Raw genomic sequence first — 26509 nt, 5'->3', positions numbered from 1 at the left:
CAGCGCGTGACGTACTCCGCGCGGGACCGCGAGCGCTGGGTCGCCGAGGACCCCGCCCAGAAGCGTTCCGACCGTGACGACTTCGCGCGCGACCGGGCCCGGGTCCTGCACTCCTCGACCCTGCGCCGGCTCTCGGCCAAGACCCAGGTCGTCGCGCCCTCGTCCGACGACTTCGTCCGCAACCGGCTGACCCACTCGCTCGAGGTCGCCCAGATCGGCCGTGAGCTCGGCGCCGCCCTCGGCTGCAACGCCGACGTCGTCGACACCGCCTGCCTGGCCCACGACCTCGGCCACCCACCCTTCGGCCACAACGGCGAGACCGCGCTCGACGCCGTCGCGGCGGCCGTCGGCGGGTTCGAGGGCAACGCCCAGACCCTGCGGCTGCTGACCCGGCTGGAGGCCAAGCGGACCCATCCCGACGGGCGTCCGGCCGGGCTCAACCTCACCCGCGCCAGCCTCGACGCCGCGACGAAGTACCCCTGGCGCCGGGGCGAGTCACCTTCTCCCACGACGAAGTTCGGCGTCTACGACGACGACCTCGACGTCTTCGCCTGGTTCCGCGAGGGCGCACCGACCGGCCGGCGGTCCTTCGAGGCCGAGGTGATGGACTGGTCCGACGACGTCGCGTACTCGGTGCACGACGTCGAGGACGCCATCGCCTCGGGCTGGCTCGACCCCCGCCGGCTGCGCGACCGGGCCGATGTCGAGGCGGTGCTCGAGGTCGCGGCGCGCGTCTACGGGGGAGGGTTCGACGGCGACGAGCTCGGGGGCGCGCTCGAGCGGGTGCTGGCCAGCGACGTCGTCCCGAGCTCCCACGACGGCTCCCGCCGCTCGCTGGCCGCCCTCAAGGACATGACCTCGCGGCTCATCGGGCGCTTCGCCGTCGCCGTCGAGAGCGCCACCCGCGAGGCCTCGGGCAGCGGTGCACTCGTCCGGCACGAGGCCACCCTCGTCGTCCCCCCGGAGGCTCGGGCCGAGACCGTCGTCCTCAAGGCCGTGGCCGCGCACTACGTGATGCTCGCCGCCGAACGCGTCGCGGTCTACGAGGAGCAGCGCGAGGTGGTCGCCGAGCTCGTCGCCGCGTACGAGGCCGACCCCACCCGCCTCGACGCCGACCTGCGTGCCGACCACGACGCCGCCCCCGACGACGGCGCCGCCCTGCGGGTCGTCGTCGACCAGGTCGCCTCGCTCACCGACGTCCGCGCCCTGGCCCTCCACCGTGCGTGGTGCCGGCGCTGAGCCCGCGACCCGAGGGCCGGTGTGGAGATGGACCGGTGGGGAGCTGGCCCCGGGCCCGAAGGCCCGGCGGGACGGGGGACCGCAGACCGGGTGAGGGTGGTCGAGCGGGGACTCCTCAGTGCTGCGCCTGGCCGCAGCACTGAGGAGTCCCTCGCACCGACCACCCACCCGATGCCCGACGACACCACGCCGTCCCGGACGACGCCGCAGCCGGACGAGCGGACGGCCCTGAGCACCGCCCCGCGGACCGACAGCCCCACGACCTAGACTCGCGCACGAGTCGAGAAGGGTTGGGGTCGGGTGCCGGGTCGGATCAGGGCCGAGGACGTCGCGTCGGTCAAGGAGCGGTCGTCCATCGAGGACGTCGTGCGCGACCACGTGACGCTGCGCCCGGCCGGGGTCGGCTCGATGAAGGGCCTGTGCCCCTTCCACGACGAGAAGACCCCCAGCTTCACCGTGCGCCCCACCGTCGGCAGCTACCACTGCTTCGGCTGCGGCGAGGGCGGCGACGTCATCAGCTTCGTCCAGAAGGTCGAGCACCTGACCTTCACCGAGGCCGTCGAGCGGCTGGCGGCCAAGGTCGGCATGGAGCTGCGCTACGAGGAGGGGGGTGGCCCGCGCGAGGGCGGCACCTCGCTCGGCAAGCGCTCCCGGCTCATCGAGGCCCACCGCACGGCCGAGGAGTACTACACCGGCCTGCTCCTCGACCGCACCCGCGCCGATGCCCGCACCGGGCGCGACTTCCTGCGCGAGCGGGGCTTCGACGGGGCCGCCGTCGAGCGCTTCGGGGTCGGCTTCGCACCCGGCGACGGCGACGCGCTGACCCGTCACCTGCTCCAGCGGGGCTTCACCGACGACGAGCTCGTCACCGGCGGGCTCTCCGGCCGGGGCAGCCGCGGCCTCTACGACCGGTTCCGCGGCCGCCTCGTCTGGCCGATCCGCGACACCACCGGAGACACGGTCGGCTTCGGCGCGCGCCGACTCTTCGACGACGACCGCATCGCCGCCAAGTACCTCAACACCTCCGAGACGCCCATCTACAAGAAGTCGACCGTCCTCTACGGCCTCGACCTCGCGAAGAAGGCCATCCGCGACGACCGCCGCGCCGTCGTCGTCGAGGGCTACAACGACGTGATGGCCGCCCACCTCTCCGGCGTCGAGGGCGCCGTGGCCACCTGTGGCACCGCGTTCGGGGTCGACCACATCAAGATCCTGCGCCGCATCATGCGCGACGAGGCCGACCAGGCCCCGGCCAAGGTGGTCTTCACCTTCGACGGCGACAAGGCCGGCCAGGCGGCCGCGATGAAGGCCTTCGGGCAGGACCAGCGCTGGGTCGCGCAGTCCTTCGTGGCCGTCGCGCCCGACGGGATGGACCCCTGCGAGCTGCGGCTGGCCAAGGGCGATGCCGCCGTCGCGGCCCTCGTCGACGACGCCGTCCCGATGTTCGAGTTCGCGGTGCGCACCACCATCCGCCGCTTCGACCTCGAGACCGCGGAGGGGCGGGTGCAGGCGATGAAGGCCGTGGCGCCGATCATCGGTTCGATCCGCGACACCAGCCTGCGCCCCGAGTACACGCGCACCGTCTCCGGATGGCTCGGCCTCGAGGTCGAGCAGCTCGCCGACGCGGTGCGCATCGCGCCGAAGCTGACCCTCCCGGAGGAGCACGACCGCCGCCCGTCCGGCACCGACGAGGTCCCCGAGCCCGCCCCCGGTGACGCCCCCGCGATGCCCGCGCCCGACCTGCGCGACCCCGTCGTCGCGGCCGAGCGCCAGCTGCTCCAGGCGGTCATCCAGCATCCGTCGCAGTTCTCCGAGGCGGTCCTCGACGGGCTGGTGCCCGAGGCGCTCACCGCCCCGGCGCACCGGGCCGTCCTCGACGGCATCCGCATCGCGATGGCCTCCGGCGCCCGCACCGCCTCGACCGCGGCCTGGGTCTCGGCCGTGGGGGAGGCGGCGCCCGTGCCGGTCAAGGGTCTGGTCGCCGAGCTCTCCGTCGCGCCGCTGCCGGTGCGCTACGACGTCTCCACGGGCCTGCCACCCAGGCGCTACCTCGACAGCCTCGTCGTCGGGGTCCGCGACGCCCACCTCGGCCGCCAGATCGCCGACGCGATGGCCACGCTGCGCCGGGTGCAGAACGACCCCGACGCCCCGCAGGACGCCCTGCGCGAGCGCACGACGAGCCTGCACGCCCTCGAGCTCGAGCGCGTCCGGCTACGACAGGAGGCGACCTCGTGAGGCTGCGCTGGACCGGTCTGCGCCGGCCGCCCGTCCCCGCCGACGTCACCGCGGCCATCGGCCCCGCGGACGGCGACAGGCTGCTCGCCTGGGGCACCGACGACGCCGGCACCACGCTCGTCGCCGGTCGGCACCGCCTGTACGTCGTGCGCCCCGGTGCCGAGGGGGCCTCGACCTCGCCCTGTCGCGCCCCTGGCACCTCGTCGACGCCGGCACCTACGCGGAGGGCGGCGTGCTGCGCGTCACCTGGGTCGACGGCGAGCCACCCGTGCGGGTCGTGCTCACCGAGCCGGGGGAGCTCCCCGAGACCCTGCGCGAGCGGGTGCAGGCCACGGTCGTGCTCGCCGAGACCATCGACATCGGGCAGCGCCGCAGCGCCAAGGTCGTCGTCCGCCGCGACCTCGCGACGAACGCGCTGCTCAGTCAGGCCGTGCTCGGGCGCGGCGTGCGCAGCGACGACCCGGGCGTCGCCGAGCAGGTGCGGGCCGGGCTCGCCCGGGTCCGTGAGCAGGTCGGGCTGGACTGACCCGTCGTCCGCGGGCGCCCCCGATTTCTACCCGTGGGCCGGGTGTTGCTATCGTTGCGCGCGCTGCTGCGGCGATCCCGCGGCAGCCCTTCCCCTGTAGCTCAATTGGCAGAGCAGCCGACTGTTAATCGGCAGGTTGTTGGTTCGAGTCCAACCGGGGGAGCACGAGAAGGGCCCGGACCACCACGGTCCGGGCCCTTCGCGCAGGACGGGCAGCGCCGTCAGGGAGTGCCGGGGCGTCCTTCCCCGCGGCCGTGCGCGTACCAGTGGCTGAGGCCCGTCCGGTAGTTGTTGCTGCCGTAGGCGGCGCGCAGGTCGGGGTTGACCGCGAGGTACCAGGCGGGAGCGAACTCCGGAGCCCCCTGGCGCCCCTCGCTCAGCCCGTTGATCGTGAAGTGGTCGAGCACCGCGGCGTTGTCCCAGCCGGCGAGGTCGCCGTAGCGCGCGCGGTACCACCCCGCGTCGAAGGCGATCGAGGCCCGTCGCCCCTCGAACCGGCCGTGGGCGACGTAGTGCGAGATGGCCCCGGCGTAGTTGTTCCAGCCGTAGGCGGCGGACACGTCCGGTTGGGCGTTCATGTAGAAGATCGGGTCGAAGGACGCCGACCCGGACCGTCCCCACGGGATGCCGTAGTGCAGCCAGTGCCACTGGACGTGGTCGTAGAAGTTGCCGCCCTGCGTCGCGACCTTGCCGTTGGCCCAGGTGACCACGTCGGGGTAGGTGGCGGCGTAGAACTTGCTGTCGAACACGATGCGGGCCAGCTGCGGGTCGGCCGGGTTCGAGCTCGGTCGGTAGGTGTAGTCCTGGACGCCGAGCTGGGCCCGGAAGCACTCGTTGTCGTTGCAGACCGGCGCCGGCGGCGGCGGCGGTGGCGTGTTCTTCTTCCAGACCTTGACCCAGTCGACCTGGAAGTTCCGGGCCGGGTTGTTGAGGTTCTCCTTGTCGAGGTTGGTGAGGATCGCGTTGAGCGGCACGCCCCGGGAGTAGTCGCCGGTGAAGGAGGCCCGCTGGACGCCGTCGACCGAGAAGGTGAGCGCGCTCGAGGAGAGCTCGGCCTGGACCACGTGGAAGGCGTCGTCGTGCAGCGGCTGCGCGATCTTCTGCGGGGTGCAGTGCTTGCGGCCGACCGCCGGCACCCCCTCGCCCCGGCGTACTGGGAGTAGAAGCCGTGGCTGAGGCCGTAGTACGGGCCGTCGGTCGTCCCGTAGTTGGACGTGAGCGTTGCGCTCGCCTTGCACCCGTTGGCGAGCGAGAGCGAGCCGGCGTCCTCGATGACGTCGATCTCGTTGGTCGGCAGGCCGGGCCGCCCGTAGGCGGAGTTCAGCCAGAACGAGCTGAGGTGGCCCTGCGAGCTGTGCAGCCTGACCTTGGCCGCGAAGAGGAACGTGCCGCCGGTGAACTCGGCGGTCGAGGTGAGGCGGCAGTGCCAGCGGTTCGGCGAGCCGACCGGGTAGCGCGTCGCCGGCTTCAGGGTGAGGATCCCGTCGCCCGAGGTGTCCACCGTGGCGCAGGTGTTCATCGACCGCTCCGAGCCCACGTTGCGCCAGATGGCGCGGCCCTCGGGCGTCGTGAAGACGGCCGGGTGGTCCGGGTCGGCGTCCGTGGTCGCCACGTGGGGCTGGGTGAAGCCGTCCTCGAAGACCTTGCTCCACGTCGGGTCCCCGGGGTCGGGGAGGGCCGAGGCCACCGAGGGGACGGCGGCGGCCACCCCGACCCGTGCCACTGCGACCGGTGGTGGTCGGTGTTCGAGCGCCGACGCCTGGCCTCCTCCCGCCACAGCAGCCACGAGCACCGACGCGAACACAGCACGACGAACCATGATCAACCCCCCCGGGTTCAGAACTGACAGGACCAAGCGGGCCGACTCTAGCGACGTGGGTGGCCTGAGGGGAAGACCCTGCGGATCGCGGTGTCAGCGACCGGTGCTCGTGGGGTCGAGGTTCTGGACGTTCTCGCCGCCCAGGCCGGTGCTGGGCATCGCGCCGGTGCCTCCGGGCGCCCCGGGCATCGCGTTGGTGGTGGTGCCACCGGCGGCCCGGCCGCGCCGGTTGATGCGGCGCTCGACCCGACCGGCGAGCACCGTCAGCCCGTAGTTGAGCAGGATGAAGAGGACCGCGGCGAGGACGAACGCCGGGATGGGCGCCGCGTACGCCGTGCCCGCGTCACGAGCCTGCTGCAGCAGCTCGGGTAGGTGATCGCCGTCCCGAGCGCGCTGTCCTTGAGGATGACGACGAGCTGGCCGACGAGGGCGGGCAGCATCGCGGTGAGGGCCTGGGGCAGCTCGACGGAGCGCAGCACCTGGCCGGGGGAGAGCCCGATGGACAGGCCGGCCTCGGCCTGGCCCTTCGGCAGCTGGTGCACACCCGAGCGGACCAGCTCGGCGATGACCGACCCGTTGTACAGCGTGAGCCCCGTGACGACCCCGTAGAAGGCGTTGAAGTCGACGCCGAAGACGTTGTTCACCGCGTAGACGCCGAAGGCGAAGTACATCATCAGCAGCACCGGGACGGCCCGGAAGAACTCGACGACGACGCCGCAGAACGAGCGCACCGGGGCGAGCTGCGAGAGCCGGCCCATGCCGAAGACGAGCCCGAAGACCATCGCGAAGGCGATCGACACGGCGGCGGCCTGGAGGGTCTTGAGGAGGCCGGGGACCACGTACTCGGTCCAGACGTCGCCGGAGAGCACCAGCCGCGTCCAGAGCTCGCCGTCGAGCTGGCCGGCCTGCTGGAACTTCCAGAGGACCAGCCCCAGCCCACCCGCGCCGAGGAGGACGCCGAAGCCGGTGAGCACCCGGTGGCGGGCCCGGGCCCGGGGGCCGGGGGCGTCGAAGAGGACGGAGGGGGCGCTCATCGCTTCACCGCCAGTCGGCGCGAGAGCGCGGTGAAGAGGATGCCCACCGGCAGGGTGAGGATGACGAAGCCCAGGGCGAAGACGAGGAAGACGGTGACGCTCGCCGTCTGGTTCTCGATGATGACCTTCATGAGGCCCGAGGCCTCGGCCACCCCGATGATCGAGGCGACCGTCGTGTTCTTGGTCAGGGCGATGAGCACCGAGCCCAGGGGGGCGATGGCGCCACGGAAGGCCTGGGGCAGGATCACCTCGCGCATCGACTGGGCGAAGGTCAGGCCGATCGAGCGGGCCGCCTCGGCCTGCCCGGCGGGGACGGTGTTGACGCCGGAGCGCAGCGCCTCGCAGACGAACGCCGCGTGGTAGACCGCCAGTCCGACGATCGCCCAGCGGATCCCGTTGTCGCGCACCCAGGTCGGGGAGCTCGCGGGAGTGAACTCGAGCTTGAGGATGTAGAAGGCGCCGAGGATGCAGAACAGGAGGATGAGGGTGAGTGGCGTGTTCCGGACGGTGTTGATGTAGAAGGACCCGAGCCGGCGCAGCACTCCGACGGGCGAGACCCGCATGACCGCGAGCACCGTGCCGAGGAGCAGCGAGCCGATGGCCGCGAAGACGGTGAGGTAGAGCGTCATCCCGAACGCCGCGAGGACGTCGTAGTTCTCGAAGATCTCACCCACGGGCGAATCCCCTTCCGGTGGAGCGGTGCCGGCGGACGCCGACCACCCAGGAGGATGGCCGGCGTCCGCCGGAGACGGCGCGCGTCAGGCGCAGGCGTCCGGCGTGGGCGGGTTGCCCGCGCCCGGCTTGTAGCCGGCCGGGCCGAGGTTGTCGTCGATGGCCTTCTGCCAGGCGCCGTCGGTGACCATCTTGGTGATGGCGGCGTTCACCTTCTCGCAGAGGGCCGTGTCGCCCTTCTTGAGGCCGACGCCGTAGCGCTCCTCGGAGAAGGTCTGGCCGACGACCTTGAACTTGCCCTTGTACTCCTCCTGCGACGCGAAGCCGGCGAGGATCGTGTCGTCGGTGGTCAGCGCGTCGACGCCCTTGTTGGCCAGCGCCGGCAGGCACTCCGAGTACGTGGCGAACTCCTGGAGCTGCACGCCAGGCACGTCCTCCTTGACGTTCTGGGCCGAGGTCGACCCGGTCACCGAGCAGAGCTTCTTGCCCTTGAGCGAGTCCGGGCCCGTGATGGAGGAGTCGTCGGCGCGCACGAGCAGGTCCTGGCCGGCGACGAAGTACGGGCCGGCGAAGGAGATCTTCTCCTTGCGGGCGTCGGTGATCGAGTAGGTCGCGACGACCATGTCGACCTGGCCGGTGGAGATGAGGGTCTCGCGCTGCGCACTCGGGGCCTGGACCCAGGTGATGTCGGCGGCGTCGGTGCCGAGCTCCTTGGCGATGTACGTCGCGACGTCGACGTCCATGCCCGTGTACTCGGTGCCCTTCTTCAGGCCCATGCCGGGCTGGTCGAACTTGATGCCGATCTTCAGCCCCCACCCCCGTCCCCGCCGCCGTCGCCGCCGCCGGTGTTGCCCGCGTCCGAGCCGCAGGCGCCCAGTCCGAGGGCGAGCGCCGCGGTGGCCGCGAGCGCACCCCATCGTCGTCGTGTCGTCATGTGCTGTTCCTCCCTGTCGTGCGCGGCCCGGGTGGTCGGGCCGCGGCGGTGTGCGGTCCCTCGTGGGTCAGTGGGTGAGGATCTTCCCGAGGAAGTCCTTGGCGCGTTCGCTCTGCGGGTTGGTGAAGAACTGCTCCGGGGTGCCCTCCTCGACGACCTGGCCGTCGGAGAGGAAGACGACGCGGTTGGCCGCCTTGCGGGCGAAGCCCATCTCGTGGGTGACGACGATCATCGTCATGCCGCTCTTCGCGAGCTCGACCATGACGTCGAGCACCTCGGTGATCATCTCGGGGTCGAGCGCCGAGGTGGGCTCGTCGAAGAGCATCACCTTGGGGTCCATCGCGAGCGAGCGGGCGATGGCCACCCGCTGCTGCTGGCCGCCGGAGAGCTGGGCGGGGTACTTCTCGGCCTGGTGGGCGACCCCGACCCGCTCGAGCAGCTCGAGGGCGCGCTTCTCGGCGTCGGCCTTCTTCATCCCTCGGACCTTGACCGGGCCGAGCGTGACGTTCTCGAGGATCGTCTTGTGGGCGAAGAGGTTGAAGGACTGGAAGACCATCCCGACGTCGGCGCGCAGGGCCGCGAGCTCCTTGCCCTCCTCGGGCAGGGTCTTGCCGTCGATGGTGATCGAGCCGGACTCCACGGTCTCGAGCCGGTTGATCGTGCGGCAGAGGGTGGACTTCCCCGACCCGGACGGCCCGATGAGGATGACCACCTCGCCCCGGCCGACCGTGAGGTCGATGTCCTTGAGCACGTGGAGGTCACCGAAGTGCTTGTTGACGCGCTCGAGCACGACGAGGGGTTCGCTCATGGTCCAGCAACCTAGTCAAGACCCGGCTTCTCAGGGAATTGCCAGCCGGACAATCGGGGAACGTGACCGTTCCGAGACCTCGGTGTCAGGCCACCCAGACCTTCCGCAGCGGGCTGGTGACGGCCCACGTGGTGCGCTCGCCGGCCCGCAGCCGCACGGCGGTCCCGGGGCCGAGGACGAGCACCTCGCCGTCCTCGAAGGTCACCGTGCCCGCGCCGGCCAGCACGACGAAGACCTCGTCGACCTCGGTGTCGCGGGCTGCACCGATGCTCATCTCCCACAGGCCCACCTCGACGTCGCCCAGCGCGGCCAGCGTGCGCACGGCGGCGGTGGGTGCCCCGTCGAGCACCTCGTCGGCGGGCAGCGGCTCGTGGGCCAGCGGTTGGGTCGTCACGTCGGGGGCGAGGAGGCGCTCGGTCATGCGGCCGATCCTGCCCGACGGCGTCCGGGACCCGGCACGGCCCGACGGGACGAGAGTCCCGCCGGGCCGCGGCCCGGTCAGGTGTAGAAGGTCGTGTCCTTGGACGGCTGCGACGCGAACTTCACGTACATCCAGTACGACTTGTCCTCGGGGATCGACAGGTTGCCGGTGCAGCTCCTCGGCTTGCCGAACCCGGAGTGCACGACCGTGCGCGAGATCCCGCTGCCCGAGCTCGGGCCGATCTGCGCGGTGATGGTCTTGCCGTCGCGGTAGCTGACGGCGCAGAGGTTGTCGGTGAGGTCGTCGTACCAGGCCTTGGCCACGACGTGCCCGGCCGAGTCCTTGAAGGTCAGGACCGGGCTGCTCGCCGCGGCGGGGGCGGCTCCGGCCACGGCGAGCCCGAGGCAGGTGGCGGCCGAGGCGGTCACGGTGAGGATGCGGGTGCGGTTCACGGTCAGGTCCCCCTGGGGTCGATGTCCTGGTCCGAGGACCCTCGCGCCCGAGGCTGCGGATCCGCTGCGCCCCCGCTGCGGACCGGTGCCGGGGCAGGGCCGTCGCGCACCGTCGGGGCGCTGCGGCATGATGCGGCCATGTCCGTCGCGCCCGCCGTCGTCCGCGCCGCGCTCGCCGACGCGGTGCCGGACGTCTTCTGGACCGACCGGCCGGCCCTGCGCCCCGACCCGCGCCCGGCCCTCACCGGCCACGGGCACCGGGCCGACCTCGTCGTCGTCGGCGGTGGCTTCACCGGGCTGTGGGCCGCGGTGCAGGCCAAGGAGGAGGACCCCTCGCTCGACGTCGTGCTGCTCGAGCGGGGCCGGCTGGGCATCGCGGCGTCCGGGCGCAACGGCGGCTTCGTCTCGCCGTCGCTGACCCACGGGCTCGCGCAGGGCGTGGCGTGCTGGCCCGACGAGGTGCCCACGCTCGAGCGCCTCGGCGAGGAGAACTTCGCCGGGCTCGCCGCGGCCGTCGAGCGCTACGGCATCGACTGCGACCTGCACGTGCCGGGCGAGCTGACCCTGGCCCTCGACGAGCGCCAGGTCGCCACGGTGCGCGAGGCGTACGACCTGCACCGCGAGCACGGGGTCGACGTCGAGCTCCTCGACGCCGCGGCGGCCCGCGCGCGCGTCGACTCCCCGCGCTACCTCGGCGGGATGTTCGAGCCGGCGGTCGGGCTCGTCGACCCCGCGCGCCTGGTCTGGGGCCTGGCGGCGGCCGCCGAGCGGCTCGGGGTGCGCCTCCACGAGGACACCGCGGTCACCCGGCTCGACGAGGACGGCGACGGCGTGCGGGTCGGCACCGAGTGGGGGAGCGTGCACGGCCGGCGGGTGGTGGTCGGCACCGGCGCGTTCCGCGGCGTGCTGCGCCGGCTGGCCTGGTACACCCTGCCGGTCTACGACCATGTGCTGATGACCGAGCCGCTGTCGGCCGAGCAGCTCGCCGCCATCGGGTGGGAGGGGCGCGAGGGGCTCACCGACGCCGGCAACCAGTTCCACTACTACCGCCGCACCCTCGACGACCGGGTCCTGTTCGGTGGCTACGACGCGAACTACCACTTCCCGGGCCGCATCGACCCGCGGCTCGAGCAGTCGGAGTCGCACGACCTGCTCGCCCGCCACCTCCTCGAGATCTTCCCCGCGCTCGAGGGCATCCGCTTCACGCACCGGTGGGCGGGGGTCATCGACACGACGTCGCGCTTCACGCCGGTGTTCGGCACGGCCCTCGGCGGTCGGCTCGCCTACGCCGTGGGGTACACCGGGCTGGGGGTCGCCTCGACGCGCTTCGGCGCGCGGGTCGCGCTCGACCTCGTCAACGGCCGCGACACCGAGGTCACCCGGCTCGGCATGGTGCGCCGCAAGCCGCTGCCCTTCCCGCCCGAGCCCTTCCGCACCATCGGGGTCAAGGCGACGCGCGCCAGCCTGGCCGCCGAGGACCGCACCGGGCGCCGCAACCTCTGGCTGCGCGGGATGGACGCGGTCGGCATCGGCTTCGACAGCTGAGGTCCTCCGCGTCGGCCGTGCGGGCCGAGCGGGACCTCAGGAGACGAACTGCTCGCGCCGACCGGCCGCCGAGCGCTCGCGCCACTCGCGCCACGCCCCGGGGTCCCGCCGCACGACCAGGTGGTACCAGGCGTAGCGCGCCTCGTCCGGCCAGCGCCGCCACCGCATCCCCGGCTGGCTGGTCAGCCACCCGAGGTTGCGGTACGCGACGCGGGCGCGCTCGGGGTCGGCGGGCACGTAGACGGGGACGTTGCCGCCGAGCAGCGGCACGACGTCGCGGGCGCCCGACGGGTGCAGCCAGGCCGCGTCGAGGCAGGTGCCGAAGGGCAGGCCGCTGCGCACCAGCCGGCGGTGCACCTCGACCTCGTCACCGCGCACGACCAGCCGCGGGTCCGGGACGCCGACCGCGTCGAGGGCGTGCGCCGACAGCAGCGTGCCGTTGAAGAGGTTGGCCACCCCGCGCAGGACGCCGGAGGCCGGCAGGTGGCTGCGCGCCGCCGCCCGCCGGGTGCCGACGCGCAGCCCGAACGCCAGGCGGGTGGGGTCGTCGACGTCGAGGACGAGCGGCGCCACGGCCTCGAGGCCCTCGTCCTCGGCGGCGTGCAGCAGCGAGGTCAGCGTCGAGGTGCTCGCGGGCCGGCCGTCGTCGTCGGCCATCCAGACCCAGTCGGCCCCCAGGGCACGCGCCGTGAGCACTCCGTACGCGAAGCCACCCGCGCCCCCGAGGTTCGTGGCCGACGGCAGGTAGGTGACCGGGAGGTCGCAGCCGTCGACGACGTCGCGGGTCAGGGGGTCGTCGGCGTTGTCGACCACGACGAGGTGGTCGGGACGGCGGTCCTGCGCCGCGAGGGCGGCCAGGCCGCGGGCCAGGAGGCCGGGGCGCCGGTAGGACACGACGACGGCGACGACGCGGGGGGCGGTCGGGGTCACGGTGCCGACGCTAGGGCGGCGGGGCGAGCGCCTCGCGTCACCGAGGTGAACGGCAGGGGTGCCGGCCGTGTCGGTCGGTCGTCGACGGCGGCGCTTGGCCCGTCACCGGTCACCCTGCGGCCGTGGCGAGTTCACCATCCGTACCCCTGCGCTCCCTAGCGTCGACGGCGTGAGCGAACCGTTCTCCCTGCTGCTGCCCGTCTACCGGGGCGACCGACCGGACCACCTCGAGGCGGCCTTCCGCAGCACCGTGCACGAGCAGCTGCGCCGACCCGACGAGGTCGTCGTCGTGCAGGACGGCCACATCGGCCCTCGGCTCGCCTCGGCCCTCGAGCGGCTCGAGTCCGGTTCCCCGGCCCCGGTACGCCGGCTCCGCCTGTCGCACAACGTCGGGCTCGCCCAGGCCCTCCAGTGCGGGCTCGCGGCGTGCCGGTACGACGTCGTCGCGCGGATGGACGCCGACGACATCTCGATGCCCCACCGCTTCCTCGTCCAGCTGCCCGTCATCGAGGCCGGCGCCGACCTCGTGGGTGCGGCGGTCCTCGAGGTCGAGGAGCACGACGTGCGCGCCGGTGGCGGCGTGCTGCGGGTGCCGCCCACCTCGCCGGCCGCCATCGCCGAGGAGGCCCGCTGGCGCAACCCGTTCAACCACCCGACCGTGGTCTACCGGCGCAGTGCCGTGCTCGCCGCCGGCGGCTACCGCGAGCTGCCGTTCATGGAGGACTACTGGGTCTTCACCCGGATGATCGCCAACGGCGCCCGCGTCGAGAACCTCGCCGAGCCGCTGGTGCGCTACCGCGTGGACGCCGGCGCGTACGAGCGCAAGGGCGGTGTGCGGCAGCTGCGTTCGGAGCTGATGCTTCAGCGTCGCCTGCGGTCGGAGGGTTTCACCACGGCCGGCCAGGCCGTCCGCAACGGCGTCGTGCGCGGGGGCTACCGCCTCGTCCCCACGGCCCTGCGGCGGCGCGCGTACCGCCGCACCTTCACGACGGACGCGACGGCTGCGGCCACCGGGACCGTGCTGCCCCTGCCGGTCGCACCCCCGTGGCACCGCCACCCGTCAGCGGGGAGGTCGGTCACCCCGCCGGTCGTGCGCACCGGTACCGAGGAGGACGCGTGACCCGGGCCGACCTCGTCGTCGTCGGGTCCGGCCTCTACGGCCTGACCGTCGCCGAGCGGGCCGCCGCGCGCGGCCTCGACGTCCTCGTGATCGAGCGGCGCGACCACATCGGCGGGAACGCCTGGAGCGAGGTCGAGCCCGAGACGGGGATCGAGGTGCACCGGTACGGCGCCCACCTGTTCCACACCAGCAACGCCCGCGTCTGGGAGTACGTCAACCGGTTCACCGCCTTCACCGACTACGTGCACCGTGTCTGGACCGTGCACCGCGGCGAGGTGTTCCCGATGCCCATCAACCTCGGGACCCTCAACCAGTTCTTCCGCAGCGCGCACGGTCCAGAGGCGGCGCGGGCCCTCGTCGCCGAGCAGGCGGCCGAGCTGACCGGTGAGCCGCGCAACCTCGAGGAGAAGGCGGTCTCGCTCATCGGGCGCCCGCTCTACGAGGCGTTCGTCCGTGGGTACACCGCCAAGCAGTGGCAGACCGACCCCACCGAGCTGCCCGCCGAGGTCATCAGCCGGCTCCCGGTGCGGTTCACCTACGACAACCGCTACTTCAGCGACACCTGGGAGGGGCTGCCGGTCGACGGGTACGCCGCGTGGCTGACCCGGATGGCCGAGCACCCCCGCATCGAGGTCCGGCTCGAGACCGACGTGCTCGACCGCGGGCACGACCTGCACCGCGACCGGCTCGTCGGGCAGCTGCCGGTCGTCGTCACCGCGCCGGTCGACCGGTGGTTTGACCACGCCCACGGTCGGTTGGGCTGGCGCACACTGGACTTCGATCAGGAGGTGCTTCCGGTCGGCGACCACCAGGGCACCGCGGTCCTCAACGAGGCCGACGAGTCGGTGCCGTGGACCCGGGTGCTCGAGTTCCGCCACTTCCACCCCGAGCGGACCCACTACCCGAGCGACCGCACGGTCGTCGTGCGCGAGCACTCGCGCTTCGCGGGACCGGCCGACGAGCCGTACTACCCGGTCTCGGCGCCGGCCGACCGCGAGCGGCTGGCCGCCTACCGCGAGCTCGCCGCCCTCGAGCGCGGCATGGGCGTCCACTTCGGCGGACGCCTCGGCACGTACAGGTACCTCGACATGCACATGGCCATCGCCTCGGCACTGACCTTCGTCGACAACGAGCTCGACGACCTGCTGGCCGGCCGCCCGGTGGGTGCCCGGTGACCGACCTCGACGTGGTCGCGAGGGTCGTCCTCCCGCTCGACGGGGACCTCGACGTGCTCCCGCTGTACGTCGACGGCCGGCACGTGCAGGAGCCGGTCGTCGACGAGGACGTGCCCGTGGTGTCGCTGCCCTCCGACCAGCACCCCGACCAGGTGGTCGGGCGCCGCGCGTACCGGTTGGCCGAGGGGATGGGCGCGTCGTTCGGCACCTGGCTCAATGCGTTCCCCGCGTCGTACTGGCGGCGGTGGACCGGCGTGCGCGAGGTCGTGCTCCGGCTGCGGACGACGGGTGACGGCGTGCTCATGGTGTACCGCTCCTCGGCGCGCGGGGCCACTGCCCGCGTGACGAGCCGGACCCTCGCCGGGACGTCCCACCACGAGGTGCGGTTGCCCCTCGACACCTTCGCCGACGGCGGCTGGTACTGGTTCGACCTCGTGGCCGGCTCGGGTGGGCTGGTGCTCGACGAGGCCGACTGGGCGGTCCCGGTGCCGGACCGGACGGCCCTGCGCCCGTCGGGCACGACGATCGGCATCACGACGTTCGACCGCCCGGCGTCCTGCGCCGCGCTGCTCGCCCAGCTCGGTGCGGCCGACGAGCTCGCCGACGTGCTCGACGAGGTCGTCGTCGTCGACCAGGGCACGCGCACCGTCGTCGACGACCCCGGCTTCCCCGAGGCGCAGGTGCGCCTCGGCGACCGGCTGCGGGTCATCCGTCAGCCGAACCTCGGTGGCTCGGGCGGTTTCTCGCGCGCGATGCTCGAGACCCTGGACGCCGGCCGGTCCGAGCACGTGCTGCTGCTCGACGACGACGTCGTCTGCGAACCGGAGGGCATCGCCCGGGCGGTCGCGTTCTCGCGGCACTGCCTGCGCCCCACGGTCGTCGGGGGTCACATGTTCTCGATGCACGAGCGCTCGGTGCTGCACGCCGTCGCCGAGGTGGTGCGGCCCTGGCAGTTCCGGTGGGCGCCGGCCGCCGCGTCGGTGCACGACCACGACCTCGCGCGCCGCACCCTGCGCGCCACCCCGTGGCTGCACCGTCGGCTGCACGCCGACTACACCGGGTGGTGGATGTGCCTGGTGCCCACCTCGGTGCTGCGCGACGTCGGCCTCTCGCTGCCCTTCTTCATCAAGTGGGACGACGCCGAGTTCGGGCTGCGGGCATCGGCCGCCGGGCACCCGACGGTGTCGCTGCCGGGCGCCGCGGTGTGGCACGTGCCGTGGACCGACAAGGACGACAGCACCGACTGGCAGGCCTACTTCCACGCGCGCAACCGCATCGTCGCCGCGCTGCTGCACTCCCGGTACGACCGGGGCGGACGGCTCGTGCGCGAGAGCCTCCTCGTGTCGGGTAAGCACGTCCTCGCGATGCAGTACGGCGCCGCCGCCCTGCGCACCCGGGCCCTGCGCGACGTGCTCCGCGGCCCGGAGGGGATGCACGCCGAGCTCGGCAGCACGCTCGGCGAGGTGAGGGCGCTGCGCGGCCGGTACCCGGACTCCCTCGTGCGCCCCGACGTCGACGACTTCGAACCGGTGCGACCCCGCCGCCGCCGCAAGCGCGACCCGGACCCGACCCAGCCGGTCGGCCGCGTCGCGACCCTCGTCGCCGGTGCCGCCGGGCTCGTCCACCAGACGACGCCGGTGCCGCCCGGTGCCCACGAGGCGCCCGAGCAGGAGGTGGCCGCGGCCGACGCCGGCTGGTGGTCCCTCGCCCGGATGGACTCGGCGCTCGTCGCGACCGCCGACGGCGGGGGCCTGTCGTGGCTGCGGCGGTCTCGTCGGGATGCCGCCCGGGCCACCGCCGAGGCCGTCGACGTGCACCGCGAGCTGCTGGCCCGCTGGCCCGAGCTGGCGTCGCGCTACCGCGGCGCACTGCCCGAGCTGGCCGGTCAGGACGCCTGGCGCCGCACGCTCGGGATGGACCGGCGGTGAGCGACCTCGTCGTCCAGGGCGTCGGCGGCGGGCTGGCCGCGGTCGCCCGCCGCCGGTACCTGCTGACCCTGCTCGTGCGCAAGGAGCTGCGGGTGCGCTACCGCGCGTCGGTGCTCGGTCTCGGCTGGTCCTACGTCAAGCCCGCCGTCACGTTCGCCGTCTACTTCGTCGGGCTCGGGCTCGTGCTGCGGCAGAACAGCATCGAGGACTACGCGGTGTACCTCTTCGGTGGCCTCGTCGTCGTCGCGGCGTTCTCCGAGGCCCTCGGCAACGCCACCCGGTCGGTCGTCGCGAACGGCGAGCTGGTGCGCAAGGTGTTCCTGCCGCGCGAGCTCTTCCCGGTCGCCAGCGTCTGCGTCGCCGGGGTGCACCTCCTGCCGCAGCTCGTCGTCCTGCTCGTCGGTGCGCTCGTGGCCGGTTGGCGGCCCGACCCGGTCGGCGTCGTGGCGCTCGTCGCCTGCGTCGTCCTCACGGGCCTGCTGGCGACCGGTCTCGGGCTGCTGCTGTCGGCCGTCGACGTGCTGTTCCGGGACGTCGAGAACGTCGTCGACCTGGTGCTGACGGTGCTCGTCTGGGCCTCGCCGGTGCTCTACCCCACGCACCTCGTGGAGAGCCTGCTCGGGGCCGGTTCGTGGGGGTACGCGCTCTACCAGCACAACCCGCTGACCGTCGCCGTCGACCTCGTCCACCGGGCGACGTGGGCGGGGGCGTCGCCGGGCAACGCCGCGCTGGTGCCTCCTGACCTCGCCGTGCGCACCGTGGTGGCGCTGGCCGTGGCGGTGGGGCTGGTCGCGCTGGGGCAGAACGTGTTCCGCCGGCTCTCCGGTCACTTCGCGCAGGAGCTCTGAGGTGCCCGGCCGGGTCGCGGTGTCGGTCGAGGGTGCCTCGAAGCACTTCCGGCTGCGGCACACGCACTCCCTCAAGGAGGGGCTGGTCTGGGCCGTCCAGGGTCGCCCCCGGCACGAGGACTTCCACGCCCTCGCCCCCTCGACCTCACCGTGGTCGAGGGCGAGTCCGTCGCGCTCCTCGGTCGAAACGGGTCCGGCAAGTCGACCCTGCTCAAGCTCGTGGCCGGCGTGATGGCCCCGGACGCCGGGTGCGTCCGGGTGCGCGGCCGGCTGGCCGGGCTGCTCGAGGTGGGCGCCGGCTTCCATCCCGACCTCACGGGCCGCGAGAACGTCCACCTCAACGCCTCGATCCTCGGGATGGACCCGCGTGCCATCCGCGCCCGCTTCGACGAGATCGTCGAGTTCGCCGACATCGGCCCGTTCCTCGACACCCAGGTCCGCTTCTACTCCTCGGGGATGTTCCTGCGGCTGGCCTTCTCCGTCGCCGTGCACACCGAGCCCGACGTCTTCCTCGTCGACGAGGTGCTCGCCGTGGGCGACGAGGCCTTCCGCGACAAGTGCCTGACCCGCATCGAGCGGCTGTCGGACGAGGGGCGCACGCTCGTCGTCGTCAGCCACGACCTGCCCCTCGTCGAGCGGCTGTGCCGTCGGGGGGTGGTCCTCGACTCCGGCCGGCTCGTGCACGACGGCCCGGTGCGGGAGGCGGTCGAGCACCTCCGGGCCGTCCTGTGACGTGGTGGGACGCGGCGCCCGCGACGCTCGTCGCCGTGGTGGTGGTCGTGGTGCCCGGGGTGCTCGTGGCGGTCGCCGCGGGGGTGCGCGGGGTCCTGCGGGTGGCGCTCGCGCCGCTGCTGTCCGTCGGCGTCGTCGGGGTGGCGGCGGTGGTGGCCCCGGTCGTCGGGGTGCGCTGGGGGTGGCCGGCCGTCGTCGTGGGGACGGCGGTGTCGGCGGCCGGGGTGGGTCTGCTGCGGACCGTCGTGCGGTGGACGCCCGCTCGGTCCCGAGGCCCTGCGCCCGCTGACTCTCCGGCGGTCTGGCTGGCCTCGGCCCTGGGGGTCGTGGCGGGAGGCTCCTCACTCGCCGTCGGGTTCGCGCGCGGCACCGGCGGGGTGACCCGGTGGCCGCAGACCTTCGACGCGGTCTTCCACCTCTCCGCGTCGTGGCACGTGCTCACCGGCGGCGACGGGTCCTCCCTGACGCTCGGGACGCTGACCTCCCCGGGGTCGGCCCGCGGCTTCTACCCGGCGGCGTGGCACGACCTCGTGGCCCTCGTCGCCGGGATCTCCGGCGTGCCGGTCGTCGTCGCCTCCAACGGTGTGGCCGTGGTCGTGCTCGCGGTCGCCTGGCCGCTCGGCGCGCTGGCCCTGACCCGGGTGGCGCTCGGCGCGCGGCTCGTCCCGCTGGCCGCAGCCGGGGCGCTCGCGGCGGGGGTGGCCGCCTCGCCCGTGGTCCTCGCGTCGTACGGGACCCTCTGGCCGAACGCCCTGGGCACCGCGCTCCTGCCGGCGGCCCTGGCCCTGCTCGTCGTGGTGCTGCGTGCCGGGGCGGTGGCGACCGTCGGGCCCGGAGGAGCCCTGGTGCTGCTGCCGGTCGCCGCCGCGTCGCTGGTCCTCGCGCACCCGAACACCGCCGTGGCCTGGCTGGTGCTCGGGGTGGTCGTCGCCGTCGCCGTCACCTGGCCGCGCGGCGGCCGGGGGCGGTGGCTCGCGGTGGCCGCCGTCCCGGTCACGGTGTGGCTCGTCGCGTGGTCGCCGGCCTTCGCGGCCACCCGGGCCACGTCGTGGCCGGCGCGCGAGTCGGTCGCGCAGGCCGCGGGGGAGTGGCTGCTCCTGGGGCCCCAGCGACTGCCCGTCCCGCTCGTGGTCGCGGCCCTCACGCTCGTCGGCGCCGTCGGCGTGTGGCGCCGGCGGCAGGTGCGATGGCTGCTCGCGGTGCACGTCACCGCCGGGGCGCTCTTCGCGCTCGTCGCCGGCAGCGACTCCTGGGTCGCGCGGCTGGCCAGCGGGCCCTGGTACGACGACGCGTTCCGGCTGGCCGCGCTCGCCGGGGTCACCGCCGTCGCACTGGCCGCCGCCGGCGTCGACGCCCTCGCCGAGCGGTTGCGCGTGCTGGCCCCCGGCGCGTCGTGCGTGGTCTCGGGCGCGGCTGTCCTCGTCGCGGTCGTCGTGGCCACCGGCGGGTTGTCGTGGTCGGCCACCCGGACGGTCACGAGCTGGTGGTACCGGTACGAGTCGATCCTCGACTCCGGAGAGACCGCGCTGCTCGAACGGCTGCCTCGTGAGGTGCCGGCCGGGGAGTGGTGGCGGGCAGCCCGTTCGACGGTGCGGCCGAGTCCGGGGCGATCGGCGACCGCGAGCCGCTCTTCCCGCACCTCGCCGGCCGCTGGGGTCCGGACCGGACGCTGCTCGGCGCTCATCTGCGCGAGGCAACGACGCGGCCCGACGTGTGCGCGGCGGCCCGTCGGCTGCACGTGACGCACGTGCTGACCGGCCGGTCGCGGTTCTGGACGAGCGACCGCCGGCGCGCCCAGTACGCCGGGCTCGACGTCGCCGGTGCACCCGGTTTCGTCCCCGTCGACCGGGCCGGTGGGACCACCCTCTGGCGGCTCACGGCCTGCGGGTGAGCACCGGCGACCCTGTCGCGGAACAGGTTGTCGGAGTATCCTTCTGACGTAGGGTCGAAGCGTGCGAGAGCACCAGGCTCCCGTCCGGCCCCACCGCCATCGGAGCCGCCCCGCGGTTCGGTCGGGACACGACGTGACCACAGATCCCGCACCACCCACCACCTCCACGAGCCCGGTCCACGACCTGGTCCAGCACCTCCTCGCCGAGGTCTCGGCCATCCCGGACCCCGTCGACCGCGAGGCCGCCGCCCTCCACCTCTCGCGCGAGCTCGCCGACGGGTCCGGCGCCGCGTCCGCCCTCGCGCGGCTCGTCGCCCACAGCCGGCAGCGCCCGCGCGCGTACGTCGACGAGGAGGACGGGGCGCCCTTCGCCCGTCCGCCCTGGGCCTGACGGTCGGGGTCGTCACGGCGCTGTCGGCCCGTGGCAGGCTGGGTGACGTGCCGACCGCTCCCGCACCGGACCTCCTCGCCGCCGCCCGATCGCTGCTCGGTGACGCGCCCCGCGCGCTCCTCGGCATCACGGGCGTCCCGGGGGCCGGCAAGACCACCCTCGCCGAGGGCCTCGTCGCCGCGCTGAACGACGGGTCGCCCGGGCTCGCCGTCCACGTCCCGATGGACGGCTACCACCTCGCCGACCGGGTCCTCGAGGCGCACGGCACGCGGGCGCGCAAGGGGGCCGCCGAGACGTTCGACGGCTGGGGCTACGTCGAGCTGCTGCGCCTCCTGCGCTCTCGGCCCGACCACCCGGTCTTCGCGCCGGGGTTCGACCGCGACCTCGAACAGCCCCTGGCCGGGGCCATCGAGGTCCCGCCCACCGCCCGGCTCGTCGTCTCGGAGGGCAACTACCTCCTGCTCGAGCAGGAGCCGTGGTCGCTGGTGCGCGGGCTCGTCGACGAGGTCTGGTTCTGCGAGGCGGACCCGGGGCGCCGCATGTCGGCCCTCGTCGACCGGCACGTGCAGTTCGGCAAGACCCCCGAGTTCGCCCGCTCGTGGATCGACAGCGTCGACGAGCCGAACGCCGCCCGCGTCGCGGCCACCCGAGAGCGCGCCGACCGCGTGGTGCGCACCTTCTGACCCGAGGTCGCACCGGCGTGGTCCGCGTGTGATCTCGCAGTCAAACGGCGATCACCCGACGGCGCCCGCCGTAGCGTCGAAGGGCCGGGGCGGAGACTCCGGTCCGGCCGCCCGAGGGAGGCAGCCATGTCTCAGGATGTCGCCGGGCGCCCCGTCTCCGAGGCACCCGCGCCACCACGTCACGACGGACCCGTCACCGGCCGCGCACGGCCCGTGCTGGGCCTGAGCGCCCTCACGGCCCTGGTCGTGGGGTCCATGATCGGGAGCGGCATCTTCGCGCTCCCGTCCCAGATGGCAGGGAGCGCTGCTCCCGGGCCGCTGCTCATCGGCTGGCTGGTCACCGGGGTCGGCATGCTCATGCTTGCCTTCGTCTTCCAGACCCTGGCCCGGCGCAAGCCCGACGTCGACGGTGGCGTCTACGGCTACGCCCGTGCCGGGTTCGGCAACTACATCGGCTTCAGCGCCGCCTGGGGGTACTGGGTCTCCGCCTGGGTGGGCAACGTCGCCTACCTCGTGCTGCTCTTCTCGACCCTGGGCTACTTCTTCCCGACCTTCGAGGGCGGGGCGACGGTCTCCGCGGTCCTCGGCGCCTCCGTCCTGCTGTGGGTCGTCCACGCGCTGGTCCTGCGCGGGGTGCGCAGCGCCGCGCTGACCAACGTCATCGTGACCGTCGCCAAGGTGGTGCCGATCCTCACCTTCGTCGCCATCGCCGCCGTGGGCTTCCGGGCCGGCGTCTTCACGGCCGACGTGTGGGGGCACACCACCGCGATCGGCGGCGTCGGGCTCGGGAGCACGCTCGACCAGGTCCGGAACATGATGCTCGTGACCGTCTGGGTGTTCATCGGGATCGAGGGCGCCGCGGTCTACTCGCGGCGTGCCGGGAGCCGCGCGGACGTCGGCCGGGCCACGGTGCTGGGGTTCGTGGGGGTCCTGGCCCTGCTGCTCCTCGTCAACGTCCTGTCCTACGGGCTGATGGCCCAGGCGGACATCGCCGGCCTGGACGACCCGTCGATGGCCGGCCTGCTGAAGTCGCAGGTGGGCAGCTGGGGCGCCGGCTTCGTCTCGATCGGCCTCGTCGTCTCCCTCCTGGGAGCCCTCCTCGCCTGGGTCCTGCTCTGCGTCGAGATCCTGCGGCTGCCCGCCCTCGAGCACGTGATGCCGAAGGCCCTCGCCCGGGAGAACGCGCACGGCGCCCCGGCCACGGCCCTGTGGCTGACCAACGGGTGCGTGCAGCTGCTCCTGCTCTGGACGCTCGTCAACGACAGCACCTACACCAACCTCGTCTACCTCGCCACGTCCCTCATCCTGCTGCCCTACCTGTGGTCGGCCGGCTACCAGGTGCTGCTCGCCGCCCGCGGAGAGACCTACGAGGACGGGGCCGGACGCACCCGTGACCTGCTCGTCGGGCTCGTCGGGCTCGTGTACGCGGGCTGGCTGGTCTACGCCGGTGGCTGGGAGTACCTGCTGGTGGCGGCGCTGTTCTACCTCGTCGGAACGGCCTTCTACGTCTGGGCCCGGCGCGAGAGCCGGCTGACCGTCTTCACCGCCGCCGAACGGGTCGTGGTCGGCGTCGTCGCGCTGACCTCCGTGGCGGCCGTGACCCTGATGGCCACCGGCCACCTGTCGGTCCTCTGAGCCGGGGGTCGGGCGGTGACGACGAGCAGGATGGACCAGGGCCCCCGGGTCGGGGTCTGGTCCGAGGCGGGCCGGCTGCGCAGGGTCCTCGTCTGCGCACCCGGTCTGGCCCACCAGCGGCTGACCCCGGACAACTGCGACGAGCTGCTGTTCGACGACGTGATCTGGGTGCAGCAGGCCCGGCGCGACCACTTCGACTTCGTCGCCAAGATGGAGGAGCGCGACGTCGAGGTCCTCGAGCTGCACGACCTGCTCGGGGAGGTCCTGCAGGACCCGGGCGCCCGCGCCTGGGTCCTGGACCGCACGGTGACCGACGGGCTCCTGGGCGCCGGGCTGACCCCCGACGTCCGCGGCTGGCTGGACGAGCTGCCCGGGGAGCGCCTGGCCGAGCTGCTGGTCGGCGGGATCTCCTACCAGGACGTACCGGCCGGGGTGGGTGGCGGCTTCCTCACCGCCTTCCGCGAGCTGGACCCGACCGGCTTCGTCATCCGGCCACTACCGAACACGCAGTTCATGCGGGACAACACCTCGTGGATCTTCGGCGGGGTGACCCTGAACCCGATGTTCTGGCCGGCCCGGCGCCAGGAGACCCTGCTGACCACCGCGGTCTACCGGTTCCACGCGGCGTTCGCCGGCGAGGAGTACGCCGTCTGGCTGGGTGACCTCGACGCCGGTGCCGCCGACCACGGGCTCGCCACGCTCGAGGGCGGTGACGTCATGCCCGTCGGCCGGGGAGTCGTGGTCATCGGGATGGGTGAGCGGTCCTCGCAGCAGGCCATCACCCAGGTCGCCCGGAACCTGTTCTCCGCCGGCGCCGCCGAGCGCGTCATCGTCGCGAGCCTCCCCCGAGCCCGCGCGGCCATGCACCTCGACACGGTGTTCACCTTCGCCGACCACGACCTGGTCACGACGTACGCGCCCGTCGTCGACGGCATCGTCCCGTTCAGCCTGAGGCCGGACGACGGGCCGTCCGGTCTGGACATCCGGCGCGAGCCGCACGGGCTGGTGGAGACGATCGGCGAGGCCGTCGGGGTGCGCTTCCGGGTGGTCTCGGCGGCCGGCGACCTCTACGGCGTCCAGCGCGAGCAGTGGGACGACGGCAACAACGTCGTCGCCCTCGAACCCGGTGTCGTCATCGGGTACGACCGCAACATCCAGACCAACACCGCGCTGCGGAAGGCCGGCGTCGAGGTCGTCACCATCACCGCGAGCGAGCTCGGGCGCGGTCGGGGCGGCGGCCGGTGCATGACGTGTCCGATCCTGCGCGACCCCCTGTACACCTGACCCTCGAGGAGTCGCCATGCCCGTCAACCTCCGCAACCGCAGCCTGCTCTCGCTCGTGCACCACTCGGAACGGGACCTGCACTACCTGCTCGACCTCTCGCGCGACCTCAAGCGGGCGAAGTACGCCGGGACGGGGTCGCGCCGGCTCGAGGGCCGCAACATCGCCCTCGTCTTCGAGAAGACCTCCACCCGGACCCGGTGCGCCTTCGAGGTGGCGGCCCACGACGAGGGTGCCCACGTCACCTACATCGACCCGGTGTCCTCGCAGATCGGCCACAAGGAGTCGATGAAGGACACCGCGCGCGTCCTGGGCCGCATGTACGACGCCATCGAGTACCGCGGGGCCTCCCAGGAGGTCGTCGAGGAGCTCGCGCAGTTCGCGGGCGTCCCGGTGTTCAACGGGCTCACCGACGAGTTCCACCCGACCCAGATGCTGGCCGACGTGCTGACCATGACCGAGCACTGCGCAAAACCCCTGCAGGAGATCGCCTACGCCTTCGTCGGCGACGGCCGCAACAACGTCGCCGGCTCGCTGCTGCTCGTCGGGGCCAAGCTGGGCATGGACGTCCGGATCGGGGCACCGCGGGAGCTGTGGCCGAGCGAGCAGCACGTGGCCCTGTGCCGCGACGTCGCGGCGGGGTCCGGCGCCCGGCTGACGGTGACCGACGACCCCGTCGTGGCGGTCCGCGGCGTCGACTTCGTGCACACCGACGTCTGGGTCTCGATGGGCGAGCCGGTCGAGACGTGGGCCGAGCGCATCGCCCTCCTGCTGCCCTACCAGGTGAACCAGGAGCTGCTGGCGGCCACCGAGAACCCGCGCGTCCGCTTCATGCACTGCCTCCCGGCGCTGCACGACACCCACACGGTGGTGGGCGCCCGGATCGCCGAGCAGTACCCCGAGCTGGCCAACGGCGTGGAGGTCACCGACGACGTCTTCGAGAGCAGCGCCAACATCGCCTTCGACCAGGCGGAGAACCGGATGCACACCATCAAGGCGCTGCTCGTCGCGGCGCTCGGCTGAGCAGCGGGAGGGGAGGACCGGCATGCGGATCGTCATCGCCCTGGGCGGCAACGCCCTCCTGCGCCGGGGGCAGCCGATGACCGCCGAGAACCAGCGGGCGAACGTCCGCCTGGCCGCCGAGCGGATCGCGCGGGTCGTCCCGGGCAACGAGGTCGTCGTGGCCCACGGGAACGGACCGCAGGTGGGGCTGCTCTCGCTCCAGGCGGCCGCCTACACGGCCGTGGACCCGTACCCGCTCGACGTGCTCGGTGCCGAGACCGAGGCGATGATCGGCTACGTCATCGAGCAGGAGCTCGGCAACCTCCTCCCGGTGGCACAGTCGTTGGCGACGGTCCTGACGATGGTCGAGGTGGACCCGGCGGACCCGGCCTTCGACCGCCCCACCAAGCCCATCGGGCCCGTCTACGACCGGGAGACGGCCGAGCGGCTCGCGAGCACCCACGGATGGACGGTGGCGGCGGACGGCGACGGCTTCCGCCGCGTCGTGGCCAGCCCGGCGCCGCGGCGGATCTTCGAGATCGGTCCGATCCGCACCCTCATCGAGCGCGGCACCATCGTCATCTGCGCCGGGGGTGGTGGGATCCCGACCGGCTACGACGCCGAGGGGAGGCTCCACGGCATCGAGGCGGTCATCGACAAGGACCTCGCCGCGTCGTTGCTGGCGCGCCAGCTCGAGGCCGACCTGCTGGTCATCGCCACGGACGTCGACGGGGTGTACCTGGACTGGGGGACCAGCCACCGGCGCCGGCTCGACGTCGTCACGCCGGCCGCGCTCGCGGGGCTCGACCTGCCGGCCGGCTCGATGGGACCCAAGGTCGAGGCGGCCTGCGCCTTCGTCACGGCGACCGGTCACGACGCCGTCATCGGCTCGCTCGCGGACATCGCCGACATCGTGACCGGTACGTCGGGCACCAGGGTCCGGGCGGAGGGCTGAGCGTCCGGTGGGGCGTGTCGGGCTTGAACCGACGACCGACGGATTATGAGTCCGCTGCTCTGACCGACTGAGCTAACGCCCCGCGCGGCGTCCCGCGCCGCGGCCCGGCGAGCCTATCGCCGGCGCTCGCACGGACAGGCAGAGGCGGTGCTGGCGGCCGGTGCGGGCCGGGGGACACGTCCTCTGCCGGTCACAGGGACCGGCGGAACCGGGGTCAGGGCACCGGTTTCGCCGGGCGCCGGCCGGCCGGTC

General features: G+C 73.4%; 23 protein-coding genes, 2 tRNA genes and 3 pseudogenes. 18 read left to right on the top strand and 10 right to left on the bottom strand.

The features are described 5' to 3' along the window. The first annotated feature begins 6 nt into the window (after positions 1-6). From G7075_RS08355 to G7075_RS08340, 4 genes are all read left to right on the top strand, one after another. Positions 7-1239: a deoxyguanosinetriphosphate triphosphohydrolase gene (locus tag G7075_RS08355; RefSeq protein ID WP_166120875.1), complete on the top strand. Its 1233-nt coding sequence runs from the start codon at positions 7-9 to the stop codon at positions 1237-1239. 300 nt (positions 1240-1539) lie between these two features. After that, positions 1540-3474: a DNA primase gene (gene dnaG, locus G7075_RS08350; RefSeq protein WP_166120872.1), complete on the top strand. Its 1935-nt coding sequence runs from the start codon at positions 1540-1542 to the stop codon at positions 3472-3474. A gap of 232 nt (positions 3475-3706) precedes the next feature. Then, on the top strand, positions 3707-4000 hold the full coding sequence (locus G7075_RS08345; RefSeq protein ID WP_166120870.1) for a hypothetical protein: 294 nt from the start codon (positions 3707-3709) through the stop codon (positions 3998-4000). 90 nt (positions 4001-4090) lie between these two features. Further along, positions 4091-4163: transfer RNA gene (locus G7075_RS08340), tRNA-Asn, on the top strand. A gap of 58 nt (positions 4164-4221) precedes the next feature. On the opposite strand, the gene G7075_RS08335 is transcribed toward G7075_RS08340, so the two are convergent. The 8 genes and pseudogenes from G7075_RS08335 to G7075_RS08305 all read right to left on the bottom strand — a co-directional run bounded on the left by G7075_RS08335 (position 4222) and on the right by G7075_RS08305 (position 10140). Continuing rightward, positions 4222-5136: a hypothetical protein gene (locus tag G7075_RS08335; RefSeq protein WP_166120867.1), complete on the bottom strand. Its 915-nt coding sequence runs from the start codon at positions 5134-5136 to the stop codon at positions 4222-4224. A gap of 776 nt (positions 5137-5912) precedes the next feature. Beyond that, the gene (locus tag G7075_RS21070) at positions 5913-6080 is read right to left on the bottom strand and encodes a hypothetical protein (RefSeq protein ID WP_240917982.1); all 168 of its coding nucleotides are present in this window, start codon (positions 6078-6080) and stop codon (positions 5913-5915) included. 2 nt (positions 6081-6082) lie between these two features. Then, entirely contained in the window at positions 6083-6853 is a 771-nt protein-coding gene (locus tag G7075_RS08330; protein WP_240917981.1) for an amino acid ABC transporter permease, read from the bottom strand. After that, on the bottom strand, positions 6850-7527 hold the full coding sequence (locus G7075_RS08325; RefSeq protein WP_166120864.1) for an amino acid ABC transporter permease: 678 nt from the start codon (positions 7525-7527) through the stop codon (positions 6850-6852). The genes G7075_RS08330 and G7075_RS08325 overlap by 4 nt, the downstream gene beginning before the upstream one ends. Before the next feature lie 84 nt (positions 7528-7611). Continuing rightward, positions 7612-8459 (bottom strand): annotated as a pseudogene (locus G7075_RS08320) (glutamate ABC transporter substrate-binding protein). Positions 8460-8526: 67 nt separating this feature from the next. After that, a complete protein-coding gene (locus G7075_RS08315) occupies positions 8527-9267 on the bottom strand; it encodes an amino acid ABC transporter ATP-binding protein (protein ID WP_166120861.1) in 741 nt (246 codons plus the stop codon). A gap of 85 nt (positions 9268-9352) precedes the next feature. Continuing rightward, positions 9353-9688, bottom strand: a complete 336-nt coding sequence (locus G7075_RS08310; protein WP_166120858.1) for a cupin domain-containing protein — start codon at positions 9686-9688, stop codon at positions 9353-9355. Positions 9689-9765: 77 nt separating this feature from the next. Continuing rightward, the gene (locus G7075_RS08305; protein ID WP_166120855.1) at positions 9766-10140 is read right to left on the bottom strand and encodes a hypothetical protein; all 375 of its coding nucleotides are present in this window, start codon (positions 10138-10140) and stop codon (positions 9766-9768) included. A 138-nt stretch (positions 10141-10278) separates the two neighbouring features. Between G7075_RS08305 and G7075_RS08300 the strand changes: the two genes are divergently transcribed. Then, entirely contained in the window at positions 10279-11685 is a 1407-nt protein-coding gene (locus tag G7075_RS08300) for an FAD-binding oxidoreductase (protein ID WP_166120852.1), read from the top strand. A 36-nt stretch (positions 11686-11721) separates the two neighbouring features. On the opposite strand, the gene G7075_RS08295 is transcribed toward G7075_RS08300, so the two are convergent. Beyond that, entirely contained in the window at positions 11722-12615 is an 894-nt protein-coding gene (locus G7075_RS08295) for a glycosyltransferase (RefSeq protein ID WP_166120849.1), read from the bottom strand. Between the two features lie 169 nt (positions 12616-12784). On the opposite strand from G7075_RS08295, the gene G7075_RS08290 reads away from it, so the two are divergent. The 13 genes and pseudogenes from G7075_RS08290 (at position 12785) to arcC (ending at position 26257) form a co-directional block, all read left to right on the top strand. Beyond that, positions 12785-13735, top strand: a complete 951-nt coding sequence (locus tag G7075_RS08290; RefSeq protein ID WP_205860655.1) for a glycosyltransferase — start codon at positions 12785-12787, stop codon at positions 13733-13735. Then, entirely contained in the window at positions 13732-14910 is a 1179-nt protein-coding gene (locus G7075_RS08285; RefSeq protein WP_166120846.1) for a UDP-galactopyranose mutase, read from the top strand. The genes G7075_RS08290 and G7075_RS08285 overlap by 4 nt, the downstream gene beginning before the upstream one ends. Continuing rightward, positions 14907-16838: a glycosyltransferase gene (locus G7075_RS08280; RefSeq protein WP_166120844.1), complete on the top strand. Its 1932-nt coding sequence runs from the start codon at positions 14907-14909 to the stop codon at positions 16836-16838. The genes G7075_RS08285 and G7075_RS08280 overlap by 4 nt, the downstream gene beginning before the upstream one ends. Beyond that, positions 16835-17686, top strand: coding sequence for an ABC transporter permease (locus G7075_RS08275; RefSeq protein ID WP_166120841.1), 852 nt, complete (start codon positions 16835-16837; stop codon positions 17684-17686). Before G7075_RS08280 ends, G7075_RS08275 begins: the two co-directional genes overlap by 4 nt. A gap of 1 nt (position 17687) precedes the next feature. After that, positions 17688-18418, top strand: a pseudogene (locus G7075_RS08270) (ABC transporter ATP-binding protein). Further along, positions 18328-19968: pseudogene (locus G7075_RS08265) on the top strand (DUF6541 family protein); the annotation flags it as partial. The pseudogenes G7075_RS08270 and G7075_RS08265, both read left to right, overlap by 91 nt. Positions 19969-19982: 14 nt before the next feature. Beyond that, positions 19983-20309, top strand: a complete 327-nt coding sequence (locus tag G7075_RS22670) for a DUF6541 family protein (protein WP_371814213.1) — start codon at positions 19983-19985, stop codon at positions 20307-20309. A 133-nt stretch (positions 20310-20442) separates the two neighbouring features. After that, positions 20443-20700: a hypothetical protein gene (locus tag G7075_RS08255; protein WP_166120829.1), complete on the top strand. Its 258-nt coding sequence runs from the start codon at positions 20443-20445 to the stop codon at positions 20698-20700. Between the two features lie 47 nt (positions 20701-20747). Further along, positions 20748-21383, top strand: a complete 636-nt coding sequence (locus G7075_RS08250) for a nucleoside/nucleotide kinase family protein (RefSeq protein ID WP_166120826.1) — start codon at positions 20748-20750, stop codon at positions 21381-21383. A 126-nt stretch (positions 21384-21509) separates the two neighbouring features. Beyond that, the gene (arcD, locus tag G7075_RS08245; RefSeq protein WP_166120823.1) at positions 21510-23018 is read left to right on the top strand and encodes an arginine-ornithine antiporter; all 1509 of its coding nucleotides are present in this window, start codon (positions 21510-21512) and stop codon (positions 23016-23018) included. Between the two features lie 30 nt (positions 23019-23048). Then, positions 23049-24302: an arginine deiminase gene (locus tag G7075_RS08240; RefSeq protein WP_166120820.1), complete on the top strand. Its 1254-nt coding sequence runs from the start codon at positions 23049-23051 to the stop codon at positions 24300-24302. A 16-nt stretch (positions 24303-24318) separates the two neighbouring features. Next, positions 24319-25323 (top strand): ornithine carbamoyltransferase, encoded by a 1005-nt coding sequence (locus tag G7075_RS08235; RefSeq protein ID WP_166120818.1) that lies wholly within the window; start codon positions 24319-24321, stop codon positions 25321-25323. Positions 25324-25345: 22 nt separating this feature from the next. Further along, positions 25346-26257: a carbamate kinase gene (arcC, locus tag G7075_RS08230; protein WP_166120815.1), complete on the top strand. Its 912-nt coding sequence runs from the start codon at positions 25346-25348 to the stop codon at positions 26255-26257. 8 nt (positions 26258-26265) lie between these two features. On the opposite strand, the gene G7075_RS08225 is transcribed toward arcC, so the two are convergent. Further along, positions 26266-26339 (bottom strand) — tRNA-Ile (locus G7075_RS08225). Positions 26340-26509 lie beyond the last annotated feature (170 nt).

It is taken from the genome of Phycicoccus sp. HDW14, from assembly GCF_011383005.1.
Taxonomy (GTDB): domain Bacteria; phylum Actinomycetota; class Actinomycetes; order Actinomycetales; family Dermatophilaceae; genus Phycicoccus.
This window is presented reverse-complemented; position numbering and strand designations above follow the sequence as displayed.

Bases quoted from the DNA above. Each gene is read 5' to 3' on its own strand.
- G7075_RS08330 (WP_240917981.1), bottom strand. From the start codon at position 6,853: ATGAGCGCCCCCTCCGTCCTCTTCGACGCCCCCGGCCCCCGGGCCCGG.
- G7075_RS08315 (WP_166120861.1), bottom strand. From the start codon at position 9,267: ATGAGCGAACCCCTCGTCGTGCTCGAGCGCGTCAACAAGCACTTCGGT.
- G7075_RS08310 (WP_166120858.1), bottom strand. From the start codon at position 9,688: ATGACCGAGCGCCTCCTCGCCCCCGACGTGACGACCCAACCGCTGGCC.
- G7075_RS08300 (WP_166120852.1), top strand. From the start codon at position 10,279: ATGTCCGTCGCGCCCGCCGTCGTCCGCGCCGCGCTCGCCGACGCGGTG.
- arcD (WP_166120823.1), top strand. From the start codon at position 21,510: ATGTCTCAGGATGTCGCCGGGCGCCCCGTCTCCGAGGCACCCGCGCCA.
- G7075_RS08240 (WP_166120820.1), top strand. From the start codon at position 23,049: ATGGACCAGGGCCCCCGGGTCGGGGTCTGGTCCGAGGCGGGCCGGCTG.
- G7075_RS08235 (WP_166120818.1), top strand. From the start codon at position 24,319: ATGCCCGTCAACCTCCGCAACCGCAGCCTGCTCTCGCTCGTGCACCAC.
- arcC (WP_166120815.1), top strand. From the start codon at position 25,346: ATGCGGATCGTCATCGCCCTGGGCGGCAACGCCCTCCTGCGCCGGGGG.